Origin of the sequence: Paenibacillus favisporus, assembly GCF_040545415.1 — a bacterium.
Taxonomy (GTDB): Bacteria; Bacillota; Bacilli; order Paenibacillales; family Paenibacillaceae; genus Paenibacillus_AQ; species Paenibacillus_AQ favisporus.
This window is the reverse complement of sequence record NZ_JBEPLV010000003.1, coordinates 372333-391355: the sequence shown is the minus strand read 5'-3', so window position 1 is coordinate 391355 and position 19023 is coordinate 372333. Positions and strand designations below refer to the sequence as shown.

16 protein-coding genes and 1 riboswitch are annotated in these 19023 nt (G+C 53.6%); of the genes, 9 read left to right on the top strand and 7 right to left on the bottom strand.

Going from position 1 to position 19023, the window contains the following annotated elements:
* The first annotated feature begins 94 nt into the window (after positions 1-94).
* Positions 95-703, top strand: coding sequence for a TetR/AcrR family transcriptional regulator (locus ABID47_RS14955; RefSeq protein WP_354497783.1), 609 nt, complete (start codon positions 95-97; stop codon positions 701-703).
* Positions 704-764: 61 nt separating this feature from the next.
* Positions 765-848, top strand: a riboswitch (ZMP/ZTP riboswitch).
* A gap of 67 nt (positions 849-915) precedes the next feature.
* Positions 916-1761 (top strand): bifunctional 5,10-methylenetetrahydrofolate dehydrogenase/5,10-methenyltetrahydrofolate cyclohydrolase, encoded by an 846-nt coding sequence (locus ABID47_RS14950; protein ID WP_145156916.1) that lies wholly within the window; start codon positions 916-918, stop codon positions 1759-1761.
* Positions 1762-1968: 207 nt separating this feature from the next.
* Here the strand turns inward: ABID47_RS14950 and ABID47_RS14945 are convergent, their stop codons facing one another.
* The 3 genes from ABID47_RS14945 to ABID47_RS14935 are packed head-to-tail and all read right to left on the bottom strand — an operon-like array spanning position 1969 to position 5470.
* Complete coding sequence (locus tag ABID47_RS14945; RefSeq protein ID WP_354497780.1) at positions 1969-3201, bottom strand: ABC transporter permease; 1233 nt, start codon at positions 3199-3201, stop codon at positions 1969-1971.
* The gene (locus ABID47_RS14940) at positions 3198-3890 is read right to left on the bottom strand and encodes an ABC transporter ATP-binding protein (RefSeq protein ID WP_354497778.1); all 693 of its coding nucleotides are present in this window, start codon (positions 3888-3890) and stop codon (positions 3198-3200) included. The genes ABID47_RS14945 and ABID47_RS14940 overlap by 4 nt, the downstream gene beginning before the upstream one ends.
* On the bottom strand, positions 3887-5470 hold the full coding sequence (locus tag ABID47_RS14935) for an efflux RND transporter periplasmic adaptor subunit (RefSeq protein ID WP_354497776.1): 1584 nt from the start codon (positions 5468-5470) through the stop codon (positions 3887-3889). Before ABID47_RS14935 ends, ABID47_RS14940 begins: the two co-directional genes overlap by 4 nt.
* 208 nt (positions 5471-5678) lie before the next feature.
* Between ABID47_RS14935 and ABID47_RS14930 the strand changes: the two genes are divergently transcribed.
* Positions 5679-6914, top strand: a complete 1236-nt coding sequence (locus tag ABID47_RS14930) for an aminopeptidase (RefSeq protein WP_354497774.1) — start codon at positions 5679-5681, stop codon at positions 6912-6914.
* 93 nt (positions 6915-7007) lie between these two features.
* On the opposite strand, the gene ABID47_RS14925 is transcribed toward ABID47_RS14930, so the two are convergent.
* The 3 genes from ABID47_RS14925 to ABID47_RS14915 form a co-directional block, all read right to left on the bottom strand.
* Entirely contained in the window at positions 7008-8177 is a 1170-nt protein-coding gene (locus ABID47_RS14925; RefSeq protein WP_354497772.1) for an MFS transporter, read from the bottom strand.
* Positions 8178-8247: 70 nt separating this feature from the next.
* Positions 8248-8526 (bottom strand): ArsR/SmtB family transcription factor, encoded by a 279-nt coding sequence (locus tag ABID47_RS14920; RefSeq protein ID WP_105443464.1) that lies wholly within the window; start codon positions 8524-8526, stop codon positions 8248-8250.
* 201 nt (positions 8527-8727) lie between these two features.
* Positions 8728-9492, bottom strand: a complete 765-nt coding sequence (locus ABID47_RS14915) for an exodeoxyribonuclease III (RefSeq protein WP_354498763.1) — start codon at positions 9490-9492, stop codon at positions 8728-8730.
* A 163-nt stretch (positions 9493-9655) separates the two neighbouring features.
* On the opposite strand from ABID47_RS14915, the gene ABID47_RS14910 reads away from it, so the two are divergent.
* Positions 9656-10840, top strand: coding sequence for an MFS transporter (locus tag ABID47_RS14910; protein WP_354497769.1), 1185 nt, complete (start codon positions 9656-9658; stop codon positions 10838-10840).
* 57 nt (positions 10841-10897) lie between these two features.
* On the opposite strand, the gene ABID47_RS14905 is transcribed toward ABID47_RS14910, so the two are convergent.
* Positions 10898-11233: an antibiotic biosynthesis monooxygenase gene (locus tag ABID47_RS14905; protein WP_076167530.1), complete on the bottom strand. Its 336-nt coding sequence runs from the start codon at positions 11231-11233 to the stop codon at positions 10898-10900.
* A gap of 295 nt (positions 11234-11528) precedes the next feature.
* On the opposite strand from ABID47_RS14905, the gene fabV reads away from it, so the two are divergent.
* From fabV to ABID47_RS14880, 5 genes are all read left to right on the top strand, one after another.
* Positions 11529-12719: an enoyl-ACP reductase FabV gene (fabV, locus tag ABID47_RS14900; RefSeq protein WP_076167533.1), complete on the top strand. Its 1191-nt coding sequence runs from the start codon at positions 11529-11531 to the stop codon at positions 12717-12719.
* A 638-nt stretch (positions 12720-13357) separates the two neighbouring features.
* Positions 13358-14767, top strand: a complete 1410-nt coding sequence (gene aspA / locus ABID47_RS14895) for an aspartate ammonia-lyase (RefSeq protein WP_354497766.1) — start codon at positions 13358-13360, stop codon at positions 14765-14767.
* A gap of 174 nt (positions 14768-14941) precedes the next feature.
* Positions 14942-16015, top strand: coding sequence for an endospore germination permease (locus tag ABID47_RS14890; protein ID WP_354497764.1), 1074 nt, complete (start codon positions 14942-14944; stop codon positions 16013-16015).
* Positions 16012-17862 (top strand): spore germination protein, encoded by a 1851-nt coding sequence (locus ABID47_RS14885; protein WP_354497762.1) that lies wholly within the window; start codon positions 16012-16014, stop codon positions 17860-17862. Before ABID47_RS14890 ends, ABID47_RS14885 begins: the two co-directional genes overlap by 4 nt.
* Positions 17859-19004 carry a Ger(x)C family spore germination protein gene (locus ABID47_RS14880; protein WP_116231054.1) on the top strand — a complete coding sequence of 382 codons (1146 nt, stop codon included), beginning with the start codon at positions 17859-17861 and terminating at the stop codon, positions 19002-19004. Before ABID47_RS14885 ends, ABID47_RS14880 begins: the two co-directional genes overlap by 4 nt.
* Positions 19005-19023 lie beyond the last annotated feature (19 nt).

Sequence of the window (19023 nt, the reverse complement as noted above, 5' to 3'; positions counted from 1 at the left end):
ATTTACCTTCTTATTGTTGATGATTATCTGCGTTTTGGCGGCAGCCCAACTTGCGTTATAATAGGAGAAACGACAAGCTGGAGGCAGATTGCATTTGACAGACGAACAAGTTCTTGACCGCAGAGCCAGAAGAACCCGGCAGGCGCTCAAATCCGCACTCGTTTCCTTAATTCTCGATAAAGGCTTCGATTCGGTGACCATTATGGACATCGCAGCCCGCGCAGACTATAACCGGGGCACCTTTTACAGGCATTTCGTCAGCAAGGAAGATCTGCTCAAGGAAATCCACGACGAGTTTCTACATGGCATCGCCGAACTGCTCGTTGAGCCGTATGAAGGCCTGGAGCGAATTGAAGCCTCGATGACCTACCCCTCGGGGCTGCGCTTGTTTGAACATATCGAACAGCATAAAGATGTGTTCCTGGCCTTATCGCGAGTCGAACGCGGAAAGCTGGCGATGGACATGTATGACAGGCTCAGGGAGTCGATGCGGAAGGACATGCATATCGAAATGGAACCGACCGAGCCGCCGATCGACTACGAAATCATGCTGAGCTACCGGATGTCGGCCACGGTGGGGGTCATTATGCACTGGGCAGAGGTTGATTTTAAATACACAGCGTCTTATATGGCGCAGCAGCTGATGGTGCTGGTTGAGACCAAAATGGATTACATCGTGTTTAAAAGAAACGGCAGCACATAAGCATCATTCTCAAAACTCCCCATTGTGCCTGCAAGCACAATAAGGTATCATTCTACATAGATGGACTGTGTGCGACTGGCGGAAACATGGGATGAACCATGAGGGAGCACATGGATATAAACAGCCGTACGCCTGGGCAGAGGTAAGGGGAATTCCCCCTTGCCTCTTTATGTTTTTCTGGACCTTACCATGATTTAAAGGAGATGCAGACAATGACAGAACAAACGCTGATTTTGGACGGAGCGCGCGTGGCGCAGGACATTAAGGACGGCTTGGCTAGCAGGGTGAAAAGGCTGTCCGAGCAGGGGATTACCCCCTGCCTGGCGACCATTTTGGTAGGCGACGACCCGGCATCGGCCACATACGTGCGCATGAAAGGCAATGCCTGCAGACGGCTCGGGATGGAGTCGTTAAAAATCACACTGGATGCGGGGACGACGACCGAGGAGCTTATCCGTGAAATCCAAAAGCTTAACGCCGACCCGAACGTTCACGGAATTCTGCTGCAGCATCCGGTTCCCCATCAGATTGATGAAAGAGCCGCATTCGACGCGATCGCTATTGAAAAAGACGTCGACGGCGTCACCACGCTGGGATTTGCGCAAAATGCTTTCGGCTTTGCCGCATATCCTTCCTGTACCCCGGCGGCCATTATCGCCATCCTGGATTACTACCGGATTCCTGTAGAAGGCAAGCACGCTGTTGTTGTCGGCCGCAGCCCGATTCTCGGCAAGCCCGTCTCGCTGATGCTGCTGAACCGCAATGCCACGGTCACGATCTGCCATTCGAGAACGAAAGGCCTTGGTGATATCGTGTCCCAGGCAGAGATCGTTGTTGCAGCAGTAGGCAAACCGAAATTCATTCAGGGAGACTGGATTCAGGACGGCGCCGTCATTCTGGACGCAGGCTACAATGAAGGCAATGTCGGGGACGTTGATTATGAGGCATGTCTGGAAAAAGCGAGCGCCATTACCCCCGTACCTGCGGGCGTCGGACCGGTAACCATCGCCATGCTGCTGAAGCACACGGTGGATGCGGCGGAAAAACAGCTGGGATAAACCAGCCATCGGGCCCGGTTTTCCAAGGGACACTTAAAAAAGCCGTGTATCGGCATCACAAATACGCCGGGTAACGGCTTCATAAATGGCAAGAGGGCATTCCGCCGAACATCATTCGGTGAAATGCCCTTTTTTTCTCCCAAGCTGTAATGTTCTTGAGTCGGCTGGTATCCGATTCACATAAATCCGTCCGTCACAAATGGCGGCCTATTCGTACCGCAGCGCCTCGATCGGATCCAGCTTCGCGGCCTGTCTGGCCGGGAATACGCCGAATACGATGCCGATGCAGGCCGAGAACCCGACTGCAAGCAGCACGGAGTTCATGGACACCGCGGTGGTCACGTCCATCAGCTTGCCGACGAACTTGGAGCCGCCGAAGCCAAGGATGACGCCGATCACACCGCCCAGGATAGCCAAGGTGACCGATTCAAACAGAAACTGCGATAGAATCGTCCCTTCCTTGGCCCCGATCGCCTTCCGGATACCGATCTCCCGTGTCCGTTCCGTAACGGACACCAGCATGATGTTCATGATGCCGATTCCGCCGACCAGCAGAGATATCGCCGCTACGCCGCCAAGAAACAGGGTCAGCGTTTTGGTGACACTTTCGGCGGAGGACATGACATCCTCCTGGCTTTGAACCCTGAAATCATCGTCAGCCCCGCCAAGTTTATGGCTTTGGCGCATCGTATACTGGATCAGCGCCATGGTGCTGTTGATCACGTCGGTAGATTTGGCTTCGACCAAAATTTGCCGGACACTGCTCCGGGAGCTCCCGGTCTGAAACCGGGACTGAATCGTCGTGATCGGCGCGATGACGGTGTCGTCCTGGTCAACCGTACCCGAAGAACCCTTCGCTTTGAGCACACCGATGACCCGAAACGGGATGTTGTTGATTTTGATCATGCTGCCGACCGCATCGAAGCCCGCTTCACCAAATAGCGTTTCCGCCGTCGTTGCGCCAAGGACCACGACCTTTGCCCGGTCATTGACTTCATCCTCAGTAAAGAAACGACCGATATCCGTCTCCCACGATTTGATGTCGGCATAGCCCGGCGTCGAGCCGATGATCGTAGCAGAGGCAGTGTTCGATCCGTTCAGCAGCTGCGCGCTCACCTGCGAGACCGGCGCGACGTACTTCACGGTATCGATTTTGGAGATCGGGTCAGCGTCCGAAATGGTCAGCGTGCCCGTGCTTCCGCCTTGGTTGCCTCCTGCCGCAGTGCCGGTTGACGACCCCGAGCCTGCGGTAACCGTGATCAGATTGGAACCCAGGCTCTGGATTTGGCTCGTCACCTGCTTGCTCGTTCCCTGACCGATGGAAATCATGGCAATGACGGTCGCCACGCCGATGATGATTCCAAGCATCGTCAGGAAGGAGCGCAGCATGTTGGACCGTAGGCTTCGGATTGAAATGCGCAGCAGTTCCCCCACATTCATACCCGCTCACGCTCCGTATTCAGCCGGTCCGTCTCGATCAGTCCATCGCGAAACCAAATGACCCGTTTCGTATGGGCGGCGATGTCCGGTTCGTGGGTGACGATGACGATCGTATGTCCCGTTTCGTTCAGTCTCCGGAATATGCCCATGATTTCCTCGGATGATGCCGTATCCAGGTTGCCTGTCGGCTCGTCCGCCAAAATAATGGCTGGGTCGTTGCTCAAGGCGCGGGCAATAGCCACCCGCTGCTGCTGTCCCCCGGAGAGCTCATTCGGCTTGTGATGCATCCGGGTTTTCAGGCCGACCAGCTCAAGGCAGTACTCGGCCTTCTCCCGCCGCTCTTTTTTGTTTTTGCCCGCATACAGCATCGGAAGCTCGACGTTTTCAATGGCAGAGGTTCGCTTGAGCAGGTTAAAGTTTTGAAAGACAAAACCGATCTTGCGGTTGCGCACCTCCGACAGCTGCTTGGCCGTAGCTGAACCGATGTCGATGCCGTCCAGCATGTACTTGCCGGAAGTCGGTTTATCCAGACAGCCGATCACGTTCATCATGGTCGATTTGCCTGAACCAGACGGTCCCATAATGGAGACAAACTCGCGCTCATCGATTTGAAGGGTGACGCCCTTCAGCGCCTGGACCTCGTTCTCGCCTGATGCATAGATTTTCTTCACTTGATCAAAGGTGATCACTGTCCGCCACCTCCCATGCCGCCGCTGCGTGCTCCGCCTCCGCCAGTTCCTCCGGTTCCACCCGTTCCGCCGCTGCGGTTAAACTGACGCATCTCGCCGCCTCCGTTCATACCTCCGAAGCCACCCATACCGCCCATGCCGCCAAAGCCGCCCATGGTTCCCTGGCTCGTTCCGGTGCTCGCCTTTGTCGTCGTCATCGTAATGGTTACCTTGTCGCCTTCGGACAATCCGGTCAGCACTTCGGAATTCGCCCCGTCATCAAGGCCGGTCGTAATTTCCACCTGCTCCTCTTTGCCGCCTTTGTCGACCATGACGATTTTCCGTCCGCCAAACGACTTGATCGCCGCATCAGGAACTTTCAATACATCTTTCTTACCGTCGGTAATAATGGCAATCGTCGCGCTGATACCCGGAATCAGCTTGTCTGCGTTATCTTGACCCGCCGTGATTTCAATGCCGACCGGGAACGTCACGACGCCGCTGGTCTGCGCTTCCCCGAGCACCGCCTTGGACACGACTTTGCCTTTCAGCGTTACGCCCGTGAGCGCGTCAAATGTTATATTTACGTCCTGGCCGACCTTCACATCGGTGATATCGGTATCGTCGATGGAGGCCGAAATCCGGAAGCTCCCGCCGGTTGAGTACATGGAGATGGCCGAAGCAGCGTCGCCGGCAACCGTCTCTCCGACCTTGGCGTTCACGGCGGAAATGATCCCGTCATACGGCGCATAAATTTTGGCCCCGGCAGCGTTGGCTTTCGCGTCGTTCAAGGCAGCGAGTGCCATGGCCACGTCGGCTTTGGCACTGGCCACGTCGCTTTCAGCCGGCCCTTCCTGCAGCTTGGCCAGCTGCGAAACCGCCTGATCATAGGCGCGGGACGCGCTATCCACCTGTGATTCGGCATTGGTAACCGCTTCTTTCAGCTGATCCAGATTGCTCTGCTGCGATACCGCTTGTTTATAAGCATTCTGGGCATTATCCGCCGCGACTTGAGCGAATAAAATCTGGGACGGGTCCGTCCCCTTCTTCGCTTCGTCCAGCTTGGCCTGCGTGCTGATGACGGCAGCCTTGGCCTTGTCCACCTGTGCCTGCAGGTACGATGCATTGGCTGCCTTTTTCGCGTTCGTAAGCGCCGTCTTGGCGTTCTCCAGGTCGGACTGCGCCTTGGACACCTGGGCTTTTTGTTCGCTCAAGGTAGCCGAGTCCGTTCCAGCCTGGATGCTGTCCAGCTTCGCCACTGCACTGTCATACTTCGCCTGGGCTGACAGCAGCTCGTTTTGCAGCGCCGTTGCATCCATCGCTGCAAGCAGCTGCCCCTTTTTCACCGCTTCCCCGACACTTACGTTGACCTTGGTCACTTTGGAGTTTCCGCTGAAGCTCAGGTTCACCGATTCGGGTGCTTCCACATTGCCGGAGGACGTTACTGTTTTGGACAAGTCGCCCCTCTCGACGGCATATGTAATGGTCGCCGTTTCCGTTTTCGTCGCGCTGGCGTTTTTTTGATAAAAATAAGTCCCCCCCGCCCCGATCACAATGACGCATCCGCAAATGATCAGCACGTTTTTTACCACTTTGTTCATGTCCATTCTCCCTTCCTTCATATGACAAACACGATATCAGCCGAAACTTAAAAAAACCTAAACTCCGGTAGGCATGCAAAAAAGTTTTTCGAAAAAGCGGGAAGCCCCGATAAGCTTGCATCAAGGAAATGAATAGAGATACACTGGTACACAGACATTCTTTTCTCGGCAGGAATGCCATTTTACATATGATGGAGGAACTTGAGTTATGGATCATTTTGAACAAATGCTGGAGAAATACGCCGAACTGGTGATCAAGGTCGGGGTGAACATTCAGCCCGGCCAGGTGCTGCTTGTACAATCCCCGCTGGAAACCGTAGATTTCACACGGCAGATCGTGTCCAAAGCCTATGAGGCTGGCGCCAAATATGTTCAGGTCGATTGGGACGACGAGAAGGTGACCCGCATCCGGTATGAACAAGCGCCTGACGATTCGTTCGCATATTATCCGAAGTGGCAGGCCGACATGATGGAGCAGCTCGCCGAAGGCGGCGGCGCGGTACTGCACATCAAGGTGCCCGACCCTGAGCTGTTCCGTGGCATCGATTCCGCCAAAGTATCGACGGCCGTGAAAGCGGCGGCGGTGGCCCGGGAGAAGTATCAGGCCTACGTACGCAGCAACAAGGTCAGTTGGTCGCTGATCAAGGCGCCGACCCGTGCCTGGGCGAACAAGGTTTACGCCGATTTGCCGGAGGAAGAACGCGTCCCGGCTATGTGGGAAGCCGTATTCCGCATGAACCGCGTCGACAGCGGGGATCCGGTCGAGGCCTGGCGGGAACATATCGCTGAGCTGAAAAAACGGCAGCAGTACATGAACGACAAGCGGTATAAGAGCCTGCACTACCGTGCGCCAGGCACCGACCTGCGGGTCGAGATGCCGGAAGGGCATCTGTGGCTCGGCGGCGGGGATCTGAAGGAAGACGGCGTGTATTTTGTGGCGAACATGCCGACGGAGGAAATCTACACGATGCCGCTGCGGACCGGAGTCAACGGAACGGTATCCAGCACGCTTCCGCTCAACCTGAACGGCCGGCTGGTGGAAGGCATCAAGTTAACCTTCAAAGACGGAAAAGTGACGGAATACGACGCCGTTTCGGGCCGCGAGCACCTGACATCGCTGCTGCAAACGGATGAAGGCGCGTCCTACCTCGGCGAGATGGCGCTGGTGCCGCATGACTCCCCGATTTCGCTCATGAACCGTGTCTTCTACAATACAGGCGTGGACGAAAATGCTTCCTGCCATTTCGCGCTTGGAAGCTGCTATCCGGTCAATATCGAGGGCGGAACCAAGCTGAGCAAAGAGGAGCTGCTCGCCAAAGGCGGCAACGTCAGCCTGACGCACGTCGATTTCATGATCGGTTCGGACCAATTGGACATTGACGGTGAGCTGCCGGACGGCACCGTCGAGCCGGTGTTTCGCGCGGGCAAGTGGGTTAAAAAATAACAAAAGCGGTCAGTCCCTAAAGAGGACTGGCCGCTTTCTTTTTTAGATATAAACACAGTTTCTCTGCTCCATGCGAGAGGAAGACCCATTCCTTTATTCCGTCGCCGCAACCTTTCGCTTTGCGGACAGTTGATTCAAGCCGAGCAGCGCCAGCATTGCAACCAGTACCCCCACAGCCCCGATCCATGTAACCGCCGACAGCGAGACGCCCGAGACGACTACGCCGCCGATGCCGGCGCCGGCCGCCATGGACAGCTGCATCATCGATTGGTTGAGCCCCAGCATGACACCGGAGGATTCCGGCTTAATCGTCACCAGATTGTACTGCTGTGCCGGTCCTGTCGACCATGCGGCGAATGACCACAAGATCAGGATGGCGAACACGGCGAACGCCGAGTGGCCGGCCAGACTGAGCAGAATAAGAGCGATCACGTGAAGAGTCATCCCGCTCAATAAGGTGAAGGTCACCCCTTTCTTATCGGCACTGAAGCCTCCCACTTTTGAGCCGACCAGGCTGGCGATGCCAAAAGCTAACAAGGCCGTGCTCAGCAGGCTCTCCTGCAATCCGGATATTTGAAGCAAATAAGGGGACAAATACGTGTAAGCCACCGAGTAGCCGCCCAGCCAAAAGAAACTGATAGACAGGCCCAGCGCAACTTTCGGATTTTTCAGAAGGGAAAACTGCTGCCGAAGGGGCACATGCGCGTCTCCCTGAATCCGCGGGATGGTCACCGAAATGATGAGCATCGCGACAATGCCGAGCAGAGCAATCCCGATAAATACCGCTTTCCAGCCAAAAGCAGCCGCGACCATTCTTCCGAGCGGCACACCGATGATGAGCGAAGCGGTAAAGCCCATGATGACGGTGGCCAAAGAGCCAGCCTGTTTACCTTCAGGCGCAATTTTGGCGGCGATGCTAAGCGCCGTGACGACGACCATCCCCGCACCAAGCGCCATCAGTATGCGTGACGCCAGCAGCAGTTCATATCCGGGCAGCACGAACGACAAGATGTTGGCGACAACGAAAATGCCGAGGGCCGTGATCATCAGCCTGCGGCGGTCCCACCTTGCCGTCAGGGCCATGAGAACAGGCGTAGCGATCGCGTATGTCAGTGAGAACACGGTAATCAGCTGGCCCGCGGCAACGACTGTAATGCCCATCGAATCCGCAATTTTATCCAAAATACCGGAAACGATGTATTCCGAGGTACCCACCAAAAAGCTGATAATAGCCAAAATGTAAATCTTCCAGGTGCTGGTCATAAATGCAATCAAACTCCTTCGATTAATATTTTCGTATTTCTACAATCATAGAAATAAAGGACAAAAAAAATTAGTTCAACAGAAATGGCGCATATTTCTGCGCTACCTCACGGTTCAGGCAGTAGAAAATAAAGGTGCCTTCCTTACGGGAATCCAGCAGACCGCTCTCTGCCAGCTGCTTCAGATGATGGGACAGCGTGGAGTCCGCTACGGATTCCAGCTTGCTCCCAAGCGTGGAACAGCAGGCTTCACCTTCCCGGGAAAGGATCATCGCCACTTTCAAACGTGTCGGTTCGCCCAGTGCCTTGTATATTTTTACGGCTTGCTTGGACTCCACATCTTCGTTCATATCTGCTCCTCCTTCCTGATTTCGTATTTCTAAATTTATAGAAATAAAGTAGCATACGGTTTACCGGATTGTCAACACCCCATCTTTGTGGGTGGTATTAAAAAATGGGATCATGCCCCTCACTCACCGCTGCAATGTCTGATGATGTTTATTGCCGCAGTGAGCCAAGGGATGACGGATTACAAGGACAAGATCCACCGTTTACAGCTTCGTTTCGTCCATCAGCAGCTTGACCGGACAATGATCGCTCCCCAGGATCAGGTGATCGATCTGGGCGTCCATCAGGGACGGGGCAAGCCGTTCCGATACGAGAAAATAGTCGATCCGCCAGCCCACGTTCCGCTCACGGATTTTGGGCATGTAGGACCACCAGGTATACGCGCCTTCCTGCTCAGGGTAAAAATGTCTGAACGTATCGATCAGCCCCGTATTCAGCAGTTCTGTCATTTTGCCGCGTTCCTGAGGAGTAAAACCCGAGTTTTCACGGTTCGACTTCGGATTCTTCAGGTCGATTTCCTGATGGGCGACGTTTAGATCCCCGCAAATGATGACAGGCTTCCGCGCATCCAGCTGCTGAATGTAGCTTCTGAACCGGTCCTCCCATTCCAGCCGGAGATCCAGTCTCGACAGATCGCGGCGCGCGTTGGGCGTATACACGTTGACCAAGTAAAAGCCTTCGTACTCGAGCGTAAGGATTCTCCCTTCCGGCTCCCCGTCCTCTTCTAGCCCGGAGTACACGGACAGCGGCTTCTGCTTGGTAAAGACGGCGGTACCGGAATAGCCCTTCTTCTCGGCGTAATTCCAGTATTGGTAATACTCCTCCATACCATCCAGGCAGATCTGCCCTTCCTGGAGCTTCGTCTCCTGCACGCAGAAGATGTCCGCGTCCACTTGCTTTACATATTGTATAAAACCTTTATTGACACAGGCCCTGAGCCCGTTCACGTTCCATGATACCAATTTAATCATCATTTCCCCCGCTGTTGTTGAAGTCTGTAACTCTAGTCTACCATACTACGTCCGCCCCTTCCGTGACAAATCGGTGATTTAGAAAATGATAGATTCATGATACAATGTCCTAACGCGATTCAACCTATTTCCAAAATGACGTGAGGGATCTATTGTACCCATGAGAACTTCCGCTCCTGTTAAAGCGTTCAATTTTCTGTTTTTCGCCCTGTTGGCCATTTTCATTCCGTTTCTTCCCGTATATTTTGATGAGCAGGGACTATCGCCTTCCCAGATCGGCTTCATCGTCGGTACGGGAGGATTTATCACGATTGTGGCCCAGCCGCTGTGGGGGATGATCAGCGACCGGACCAAAACGATCCGGAAAGTGCTGCTGCTCCTTCTTGTTTGCGCTATCATGACTGGCTTTGTCTTGTACCATACCGGCACATACAGCCTGATCATCCTGTTTGCCATGCTCACCTACTTTTTTCTAATGCCTGTCGATCCGCTGACGGAAAGCCTGAATTTCCGCGTCGCCGAATCGGCGGGGATCAGCTACGGCTCGCTTCGCACCTACGGGGCGCTTGGCTATGCAGTGATGTCATTGTTCGCAGGCTATATCATGACTTCGTACGGCGCGCACAGCCTGGCGTATTTGTTTGCGGCCATCGGGCTGGTTAGCTTTGTCATTACGCTGTTCATGCCGGACGCTCCGGTGTCGGGCAAACCGGTCACCCTTTCCAGCCTGAAGCATTTTCTCAGCAGCAGAGAAACTCTGCTTTTTCTCATCCTGGTCTTTATCAGTTCGATCCCCGCGCGGATGAACGATACTTATTTAGGGGTTTACATCAAGGAGCTGGGCGGGACGGCCAGCCTGGTGGGACAAGCCTGGTTTCTGGCAGCCGGAAGCGAAATCGTCGTGTTCGCCTTGAGCTTCTGGTGGCTTCGCAAAGGCAGCGAGCTGATGCTGATCGCCTTTTCGGGATTCTTTTACTTTGTACGCTTTTTCGCATCAGCTTGGATTGAGGATCCGCATCTCCTCGCCTATTTGCAGTTACTGCAGCTGCTCACCTTTCCGGTGTTTTATTCCGCCGCCATTCAGTACCTGTACCGCATCGTTCCGGTCGAATGGCGGGCAACCGGGCAGACGGTGCTGGCGCTGCTGTTCTTCGGGGTTTCCGGCATTATCGCTTCCTTTGCAGGCGGTGCGCTGTATGAGGCATTCGGCGGGAGGACACTGTTTCTGACGATATCCGGCATGTCGCTGGCGGGAACGCTATTCGGAATTGTACTGTACCGGATTTACGGGCACAGAGTCCGAGCAGCATCTGCAGAGCCGGCCGGAGAGGACGCCCCAGAATAATCGGTGAAAGCCACAAAAAAACCGCCATTATGGGCGGTTTTTTCTTGTTTCCCAATGTTAATTAGTGCTGGAAGAAGCCTTGCCCGGCTTCACAGCCTGCACTTCATACATTTTGACGGTTGTGCTGATCATATAGGCTGGCGGCTCCTGGCCCTTCTTGTCGCGATGACCTTGAAGATGCGCGTCGCTTTTCTCCCAATTTTTCCAATCTTCCTGGGACTCCCAGCGGATCATGACGACGACTTCGTCCTGCTCTCTTCCACGGGTATTGACCATGACCGTTCTGTCGATCAAACCGTTCATCTCGTCCATCGGGCCGTCCTTGGTGAATCTGGCGGCAACCTGTTCGCTGTACCCTTTTTGCACAGCCATTGTTCTTAATTGAATAAACATAGGTGGTTCCTCCCGTCAATCGATATAATTGCTGTATTCCTGCGGAATCATCGCCTCATGTCGGCTCCGTGATGTCCGGACTGTATCCATCTTGCTTGATAATGATTCTCATTGTCAAATAGCTGGACATCCCGAAATCTCTCCGCTTCTACTGTTCACCACTTAAACCCTTGTATTTCGGTTTTTAGATATAATATCATTAAAGGAGTTTCCTCAGTGGCTGCCCGTATGGGATACATAAACCTGACTCCAAACAAACGATACTTTACTTTAAAAAGAGAGGATAATCATTCACATGATCATCAAACCAAGAACTCGGGGCTTTATCTGCACGACGGCACATCCTGTAGGATGCGCTGCGCAGGTCCAGGCCCAAATCGATTACGTCAAATCCAAGCCGGCCGTCCAAGGGCCGAAAAACGTGCTCGTGATCGGCGCGTCGACCGGCTATGGCTTGGCGGCACGCATCACAGCTGCATTCGGGGCCGGAGCGAATACCGTAGGCGTATACCGCCCAAGCAGCGGTTCCGAGAAACGGACAGCCTCCGCCGGATGGTACAATTCCGCTGCGTTTGAACAAGCAGCTGAGGCGGCCGGGCTTAAATCTTTCAGCGTGACAGGGGACGCCTTCTCGACTGAAACGAAGGAGAAAACGGTGGAATTGATTCGTTCCGAACTCGGTCAGGTCGACCTGGTGGTGTACAGTGTGGCATCCGCCCGAAGAACCGATCCGGTCACCGGCGAAGTGTACAATTCCACCCTTAAACCGCTGGGTAAGCCCTATACGAATAAAACCGTCAACTTCCACACCGGCGAAATCAGCGAAGTGACGATTGAACCCGCTACGGAAGAAGAAGTCCGCGGTACGGTTGCGGTCATGGGCGGGGACGACTGGCAGCTGTGGATCGATGCGCTGGAGCAGGGCGGCGTGCTGGCCGACGGAGCCGCCACCATTTCCTTCTCCTACATCGGATCGGACATCACCCAGGCCGTGTACCGGGAAGGCTCCATCGGCAAAGCCAAGGATCACCTGGAAGCCACTGCGCTGAAGCTGAACGACCAGCTGGCGGCCAAAAACGGACGCGCTTATGTCGTTGTCAGCAAAGGGCTGGTGACCCAATCCAGTTCGGCGATCCCAGTCGTACCGCTGTACATCTCCGCCTTGTACAAGGTCATGAAAGAAAAAGGCATTCACGAAGGATGCATCGAGCAGACGTACCGCCTGTTTACCGACCGTCTGTATACCGGCGGCGAAACGCCTGTGGATGAAGTCGGCAGAATCCGCATCGACGACTGGGAGCTACGCGAAGATGTGCAGGCTGAAGTCGCCGACATCTGGAACAGCATCACATCGGACAACATCTATGATCTGACCGATCTTCATGGGTACCGCCGTGAATTCTTCCAGCTGTTCGGCTTTGAGACGGATGGCGTCGATTATGAAGCTGACGTAAATCCTGACGTAAAGGTTCCGCATTCCGTTTAACCGATTTATACGCTTATTTTATAGAGAAGCCCGGGTATGCTTGTTCGCATACCCGGGCTTCTTGGCCTGTTCACCAATTCTTCGATGTGACGAATCATAAACGGCCATCCTCCGGGTATGTTAATGAAGACGATCCTGTGTCATCGGTTGGTCGGCATTGTCAATGACTTCTCTGAACATGTTCCTCTCCTCCGGAGGCTCGGGAACAAGCATCTGCGGGAAATTGGCCTTCCAAATCTTTTCCAGTTCTCAACCGTCATCTGGAAAATCGACTTGCGGCCGCTGATCCGAAGCAGCAGGATACATGCAAGCGCTACAACCGCTGACTGCCAGACTATGAACATGATACGCCTCCTCTTTTTTGTGCCAAGCTGTGCGAAGTGTAAAAGCTCCTTCTTTGTAAGCCTTGCCACCAATACAAAATTCAATCGTATGTGTAGAAGTACGTCATTCACCTTCCCCCAGGTCCGTATCGTCCGTTTTCAGTGGACAAATGAATGATCTTTACACCCCTCGTTGACAATAAACTAGCAAATTTCAAGACAACCAGCGTATAATGGTAGCGAGTCCGACAAATCACAGCGTTTACATGCGGCTCTTTGACTTATCCAGTACAGATACCCGGAGGATTGATTTTCATGAGATTGGAAAAAGATTTTCTAGGCACCAAAGAAGTTCCCAACCATGCATACTACGGCATTCAAACCCTGCGCGCAAAGGAGAACTTTCCGATTACCGGACAGCGTCTGCATCCTGAACTGATCCGGTCGATGGCCATGGTCAAAAAGGCTGCAGCCTTGGCTAATATGGAAATCAAACGGCTGCTTCCAGCCAAAGGTGAGGCCATTGTACAAGCCGCAGATGAGATCATTGGCGGTGAGTGGCTCGACCAATTTATCGTGGATCCGATCCAGGGCGGCGCCGGTACATCGATAAATATGAATACGAACGAAGTGATTGCGAACCGAGCATTGGAATTGATGGGCAAGGAAAAAGGCAGCTACGCCGATATCAGCCCGAACAACCATGTCAACATGGCCCAATCGACCAACGATTCGTTTCCGACCGCCGTCCATCTGGCAACACTGACCATGATTGACAAGCTCGTGGCGACTATGACCGATCTGCACCAGGCCTTCGTCAATAAAGCCAACGAGTTTGACGCGGTGATCAAGATGGGCAGAACCCATCTGCAGGACGCCGTTCCGATCCGTCTCGGGCAGGAATTCCAAGCATACGCCCGCGTGTTGGGCCGTGACATTGAGCGGGTCAAAGCCACCAAGAACAACCTGCTGCATATTAATATGGGCGCAACGGCGGTCGGTACAGGCCTCAATGCCGATTTGACCTACATCAAGCGCGTGGCCGAAATTCTGGCAGAGCTCAGCGGTTTTCCGGTGCAGGCAGCGGATCATCTTGTCGATGCCACCCAGAATACCGACGCCTACACCGAGGTGTCCGCCGCTTTAAAAATTTGCATGATGAACATGTCCAAAGTCGCCAACGATATCCGGCTGATGGCTTCCGGCCCACGGGCAGGACTTGGGGAACTTTCTCTCCCTTCACGCCAGCCGGGTTCCTCCATTATGCCGGGGAAGGTCAATCCGGTCATGTGCGAGGTTATCAACCAAATCGCGTTCCAGGTGATCGGTAACGACCACACGATCTGCCTGGCATCCGAAGCCGGCCAGCTGGAGCTGAACGTCATGGAGCCGGTTCTCGTCTACAACCTGCTGCAGTCGCTGGAAATTATGAATCAGGGCTTCCGGGTGTTCCGCGAGCACTGCGTCGAGGGCATTCAGGCTAATGTGGAGCGGTGCAGGGAGTATGTCGAGAACAGCGTCGGCATTATTACGGCACTGAATCCGCACCTCGGCTACGAAGTCGTCTCCCGCATTGCGCGCGAAGCGATCACGACCGGCAAGTCGGTTCGGGAGCTGTGCCTGCTGTACAACGTGTTGACGGAAGAAGAGCTGAACATCATCCTCGATCCTTACCAAATGACCAATCCGGGCATTGCAGGCGAAGCGCTGCTGCGGAAGGAATAAAATAATAGGAACAGGCCGTGCCGGTATTGGCACGGTCTTTTTTTTATTCCATGCAAAACTTTTGTTCAATCGATGTAAATACATAAAATCCACCGTTCTTTACCATACTATCCATAATCTTTACCAAAGCCTAACCGGAATAGAGTGATAAGCGCGATGGGTTCTGTCAATCGAATGAGTTTCTCCCAAATCTGTATGATCCTCATGTTAATGAACGGGCTGACCAGTCATGTCATTGTGAATCCCATGATTCTGGACTCGTCCGGCAGAGATGCCTGGGTTTCCGTCATCATGGCGGCGGTCTTTTACGTGCCCTGGTCACTGCTGCTCGTCTTGTTCATGAAGAGATCCGGAAACCGGAAGCTGCAGCCGTGGCTTGCCGATCGGACCAAACCATGGATTTCCTGGGTCCTCATGGCCCCGATATGCCTGTATTTGTATTTAATAGGTGGCCTTACGCTTCTTCATACCTCCACCTGGACGATCACCAATTACCTGCCGGCCACGCCGAAGCTGGTGCTCGTTACCGTACTGGCGCTTGTTTGCCTGTACATGGCAAAAACCGGGCTGCGCTCCATGGCTATTGGAGCTGGCGTCCTGCTGCCTATTGTCGTCTTCCTGGGGATTTTCGTCTCGGTTGCCAATACGGCGCACAAAAATTACAAATTGCTGTTCCCCCTGATGGAGCACGGCTGGGTGCCGCCTGTTCATGGCATGCTGTATGCGGGAGGTGCGTTCATCGAACTCATCGTCATCGTCACGATGCAGCACCGGATCCGGTCGAATGTGAAACCCTGGCATATGGTCGTGTTTGCGCTGTTGATGGTTTGGATTACGCTGGGACCCGTTATAGGAGCCATTACCGAATTCGGGCCGTATGAAGCGGCCAAGCAGGCCACGTCCCCTTATGAGCAGTGGCGGCTTGTCAAAATCGGCGATTATGTGGAACATGTGGACTTTTTGTCGGTGTATCAGTGGCTTGCCGGGTCAACCGTACGGGTGAGCCTATCCTTGTTTTTGCTTGCGGATATTATGCCTTTCTCCAGTCAAACGATGCGGAACCGATTTATCCTCGCCCTTACGTTCAGTTACATCGTGCTGTGCATGTTTCCGTACAGCCAGCAGGACTTTTATAACATGATGTACCGGTTTTATTTTCCGGCATCGCTGATCTTGGGAATCGTGTATTCCCTGATGTGCGTTGGCATGTCCTTCATTCCGGAGAAAAGGAGGGAACGTACGACATGACGGATACTGAAAATAAACGTAACTTGCCCCAAGGGAGCAATGAACCTGCAGAGGACCAGAAATTAGAAGGTCATCCGCACGGTGATAAACGTGACCAGGATCAAGAAAAAAGCGGGGATCAAGGTAAACGGCGCGACCATTCATCGGAAGATCCGTCTTCAGAAGAATCGGGCCAGGAAAATCGCGCACCGCTGGACGACACCGAAGATGACAACGGGGACAACAGCGGGTCCGAGCATGACAAGGATAAAAGAAACGATGAAGATGCAGAGAACGGCAAAGGTAAAAGTAGAAATGAAAATACCGATAACGAAACTTCAGAAGACGGCCAGTCGGATGATAACAAGTCCCAAAAAGACCAAAAGGAAGACAACCCCTCGGAGGATCCGACGCTTTGGAATTTCAGTAAGCTGAACGATTTGTTTGCGAAAAGTGCAGATATTAAAGTCCAAATGCATCGGCTCAGCAAATCCAATCCTTATTCGGAAATCGTATTGGTCTTTGCTGATGGTCTGTGCGAGTCGTCGCAGATCGGCAAAGTCATTCTGCCGGAGCTCTACGACATGTATGAGAAAGACGGCCTTCCATCCAAAAAAGGCGAACTGCTTGCAGGCAAACTTCCGCTGAGTGCGCTAAAGCACAACGCGCCCAGCAGCGAGGTGGAAGAAGCGGTCTTTCAGGGGAGTGTCGTCCTGTTCCTCCCGCATACCAACGAGCTGTATACGATGGACATCAGCAGCATGCCCAAGCGGACCCCGGAAGAGTCTACCACTGAAATTTCTGTCAAAGGTCCGAAAGACGGTTTCACCGAAGATATCAGCACAAACGTCGCGCTGATCCGCAAGCGGCTCCGCAGCACAACACTCTGCAATGAGACATTTATTATGGGCAGACGAACGCGTACGCGCGTATCGCTTCTTTACATTGATGACATCATCTCACCGAAGCTTCTGGAGGAAGTCAAAAAGCGGATGTCCAAAATCGACATGGACGGACTGTATACGGCGAGCCAGTTGGAGGAACTGCTGTCCGACTCGAAGTATTCCCTGCTGCCGCTGATCGATTTTACGGGCCGGCCGGATTATGCGGTCAGCTCGTTGATCAACGGGAGATTTGTCATCATCGTAGACGGCAATCCGATGGCGCTTACTGGTCCTGGCTCGCTGTCCCTGCTCATGAAGTCGCCGGAAGACATCCACTTTAACTACATTTATGTCTCCTTCGTGCGCCTGATTCGCGTGCTCAGTCTCGTCTTGTCCGTGGCTCTTCCGGGATTCTGGGTGGCCTTGACCGCATTTCACCAGGACCAGCTCCCATACCGGATGTTGGCGACCATATCAGTGACTCGTCTGGGCCTGCCCTTTTCCGCTCAGATGGAGCTGTTTCTGCTGCTCCTGCTGTTTGAGATCTTCCGCGAGGCCGGCATCCGGCTGCCCACCACGATCGGCCAGACCTTGACCGTCATTGGCGGTCTCATCATCGGTGACGCCGCCATCCGTGCCGGGCTGGTCTCTCCGTCATCGGTCGTCGTAGGCGCCATTACGACCGTCACCGGCGCGACCCTGGTCAACCAAAGCTTAACCTCGGTCATCAGTGTTATCCGGTTCACCTTGTTCCTGATCGCCTCGTTTCTGGGCATGTACGGTCTCATTCTCGGCTTGATTCTGCTGCTGATCTACGTATCCCGCCTCCGGACGTTCGGAGAGTCCTATCTTGCGCCGGTTTCGCCTTTCCGGTTCAAGGATTTTATCAACTCGGTCATCCGTCTGCCGTGGGATAAAGTCAAAAGCCGCACCTCCTTCCTGAATCCGCAGGATCCGGATCATCAAGGGGAATCTCCGACATGAAAAGAACAGTGCTATCCATCGTGTGCTGTGCGCTGCTGCTTCTCCTGCCGGGATGCTGGAACTCCAAGGATATTCAGAATATGGCCTATGTGACCGCGATCGGACTTGATTATGTGGATGGAAAATATAAAAGCTACATTCAGGTGCTGAACTTCTCGAATGTTGCTCAATCCCAAAATGCCCAGGTCGGTAAAGTTGTGCCGATCTGGATCGGTACGGGAGAAGGGAAGACCGTGACCGAATCGCTGACGTCCATCTACTCGACGGCCCAGCGCCGTGTATTTTGGGGCCATATGAAAGCGGTCGTTTGTTCCGAGCGGCTGCTCAAGCATGGCATGGACCAAGTGTTTGACATGCTGAACCGGTTCCGGGAGATCCGCTATAACGTGCTGCTGTACGGGACGAGAGATCCGGTTCAAGACATTTTGACGGAGAAGTCCATCCTGAATTTTTCTCCGCTGGAAAGCGTATTGGAATCACCGCAGCAGATTTATACGCAGCGTTCGTTCATCCTGCCCATTTACGAGTTCAAAATTTTGGCCCAGCTGAGAGAACCAAGCGGGACAGCAATTCTTCCTTCGTTGACGATCGACTATAAGGACTGGTATGAGGATAAAAAGGATCACCCGATGCACCGGGTATCCGGCGCATATTTCTTTGACAACAGGGAGCTTCGCGGATGGCTCTCGGAGGATGACCTGAGGGGAACCCGCTGGATTCAGCGGCAGCTTGAACGGTCACCCGTCAACATTCCTATCGGTCAGACTCCCGTAGCCACCCTGATCCTGATGAAGCCGCATTTTGTCGTCGAACCCAAATTGGAGAACGATAAAATACATTTCAATATCCGGATCGGTCTAAAATCCTACGTAGATTTGCTCATCAAGGATACACCCGAGTCGACGCTGGAGAAAATGGCCGCTGAACTGGTCAAGAAGGAAGTCATCGAGAGCTATAAAAAAGGCGTTGCCCTGAAATCCGACGTGCTGATGCTGGAGGACAAGCTGTACCGGAAATACCCTGACAAATGGAGGGAGCTCAGCAAGCAGTCCGATTTTATTTTGACCGAGGATATGCTGAAAAACGTGGACGTCACCATTACGATGGTGAACTCCGGAAAGTACAAGCAAAGGGTTCACTGATCCACCGGTGCATGGTATG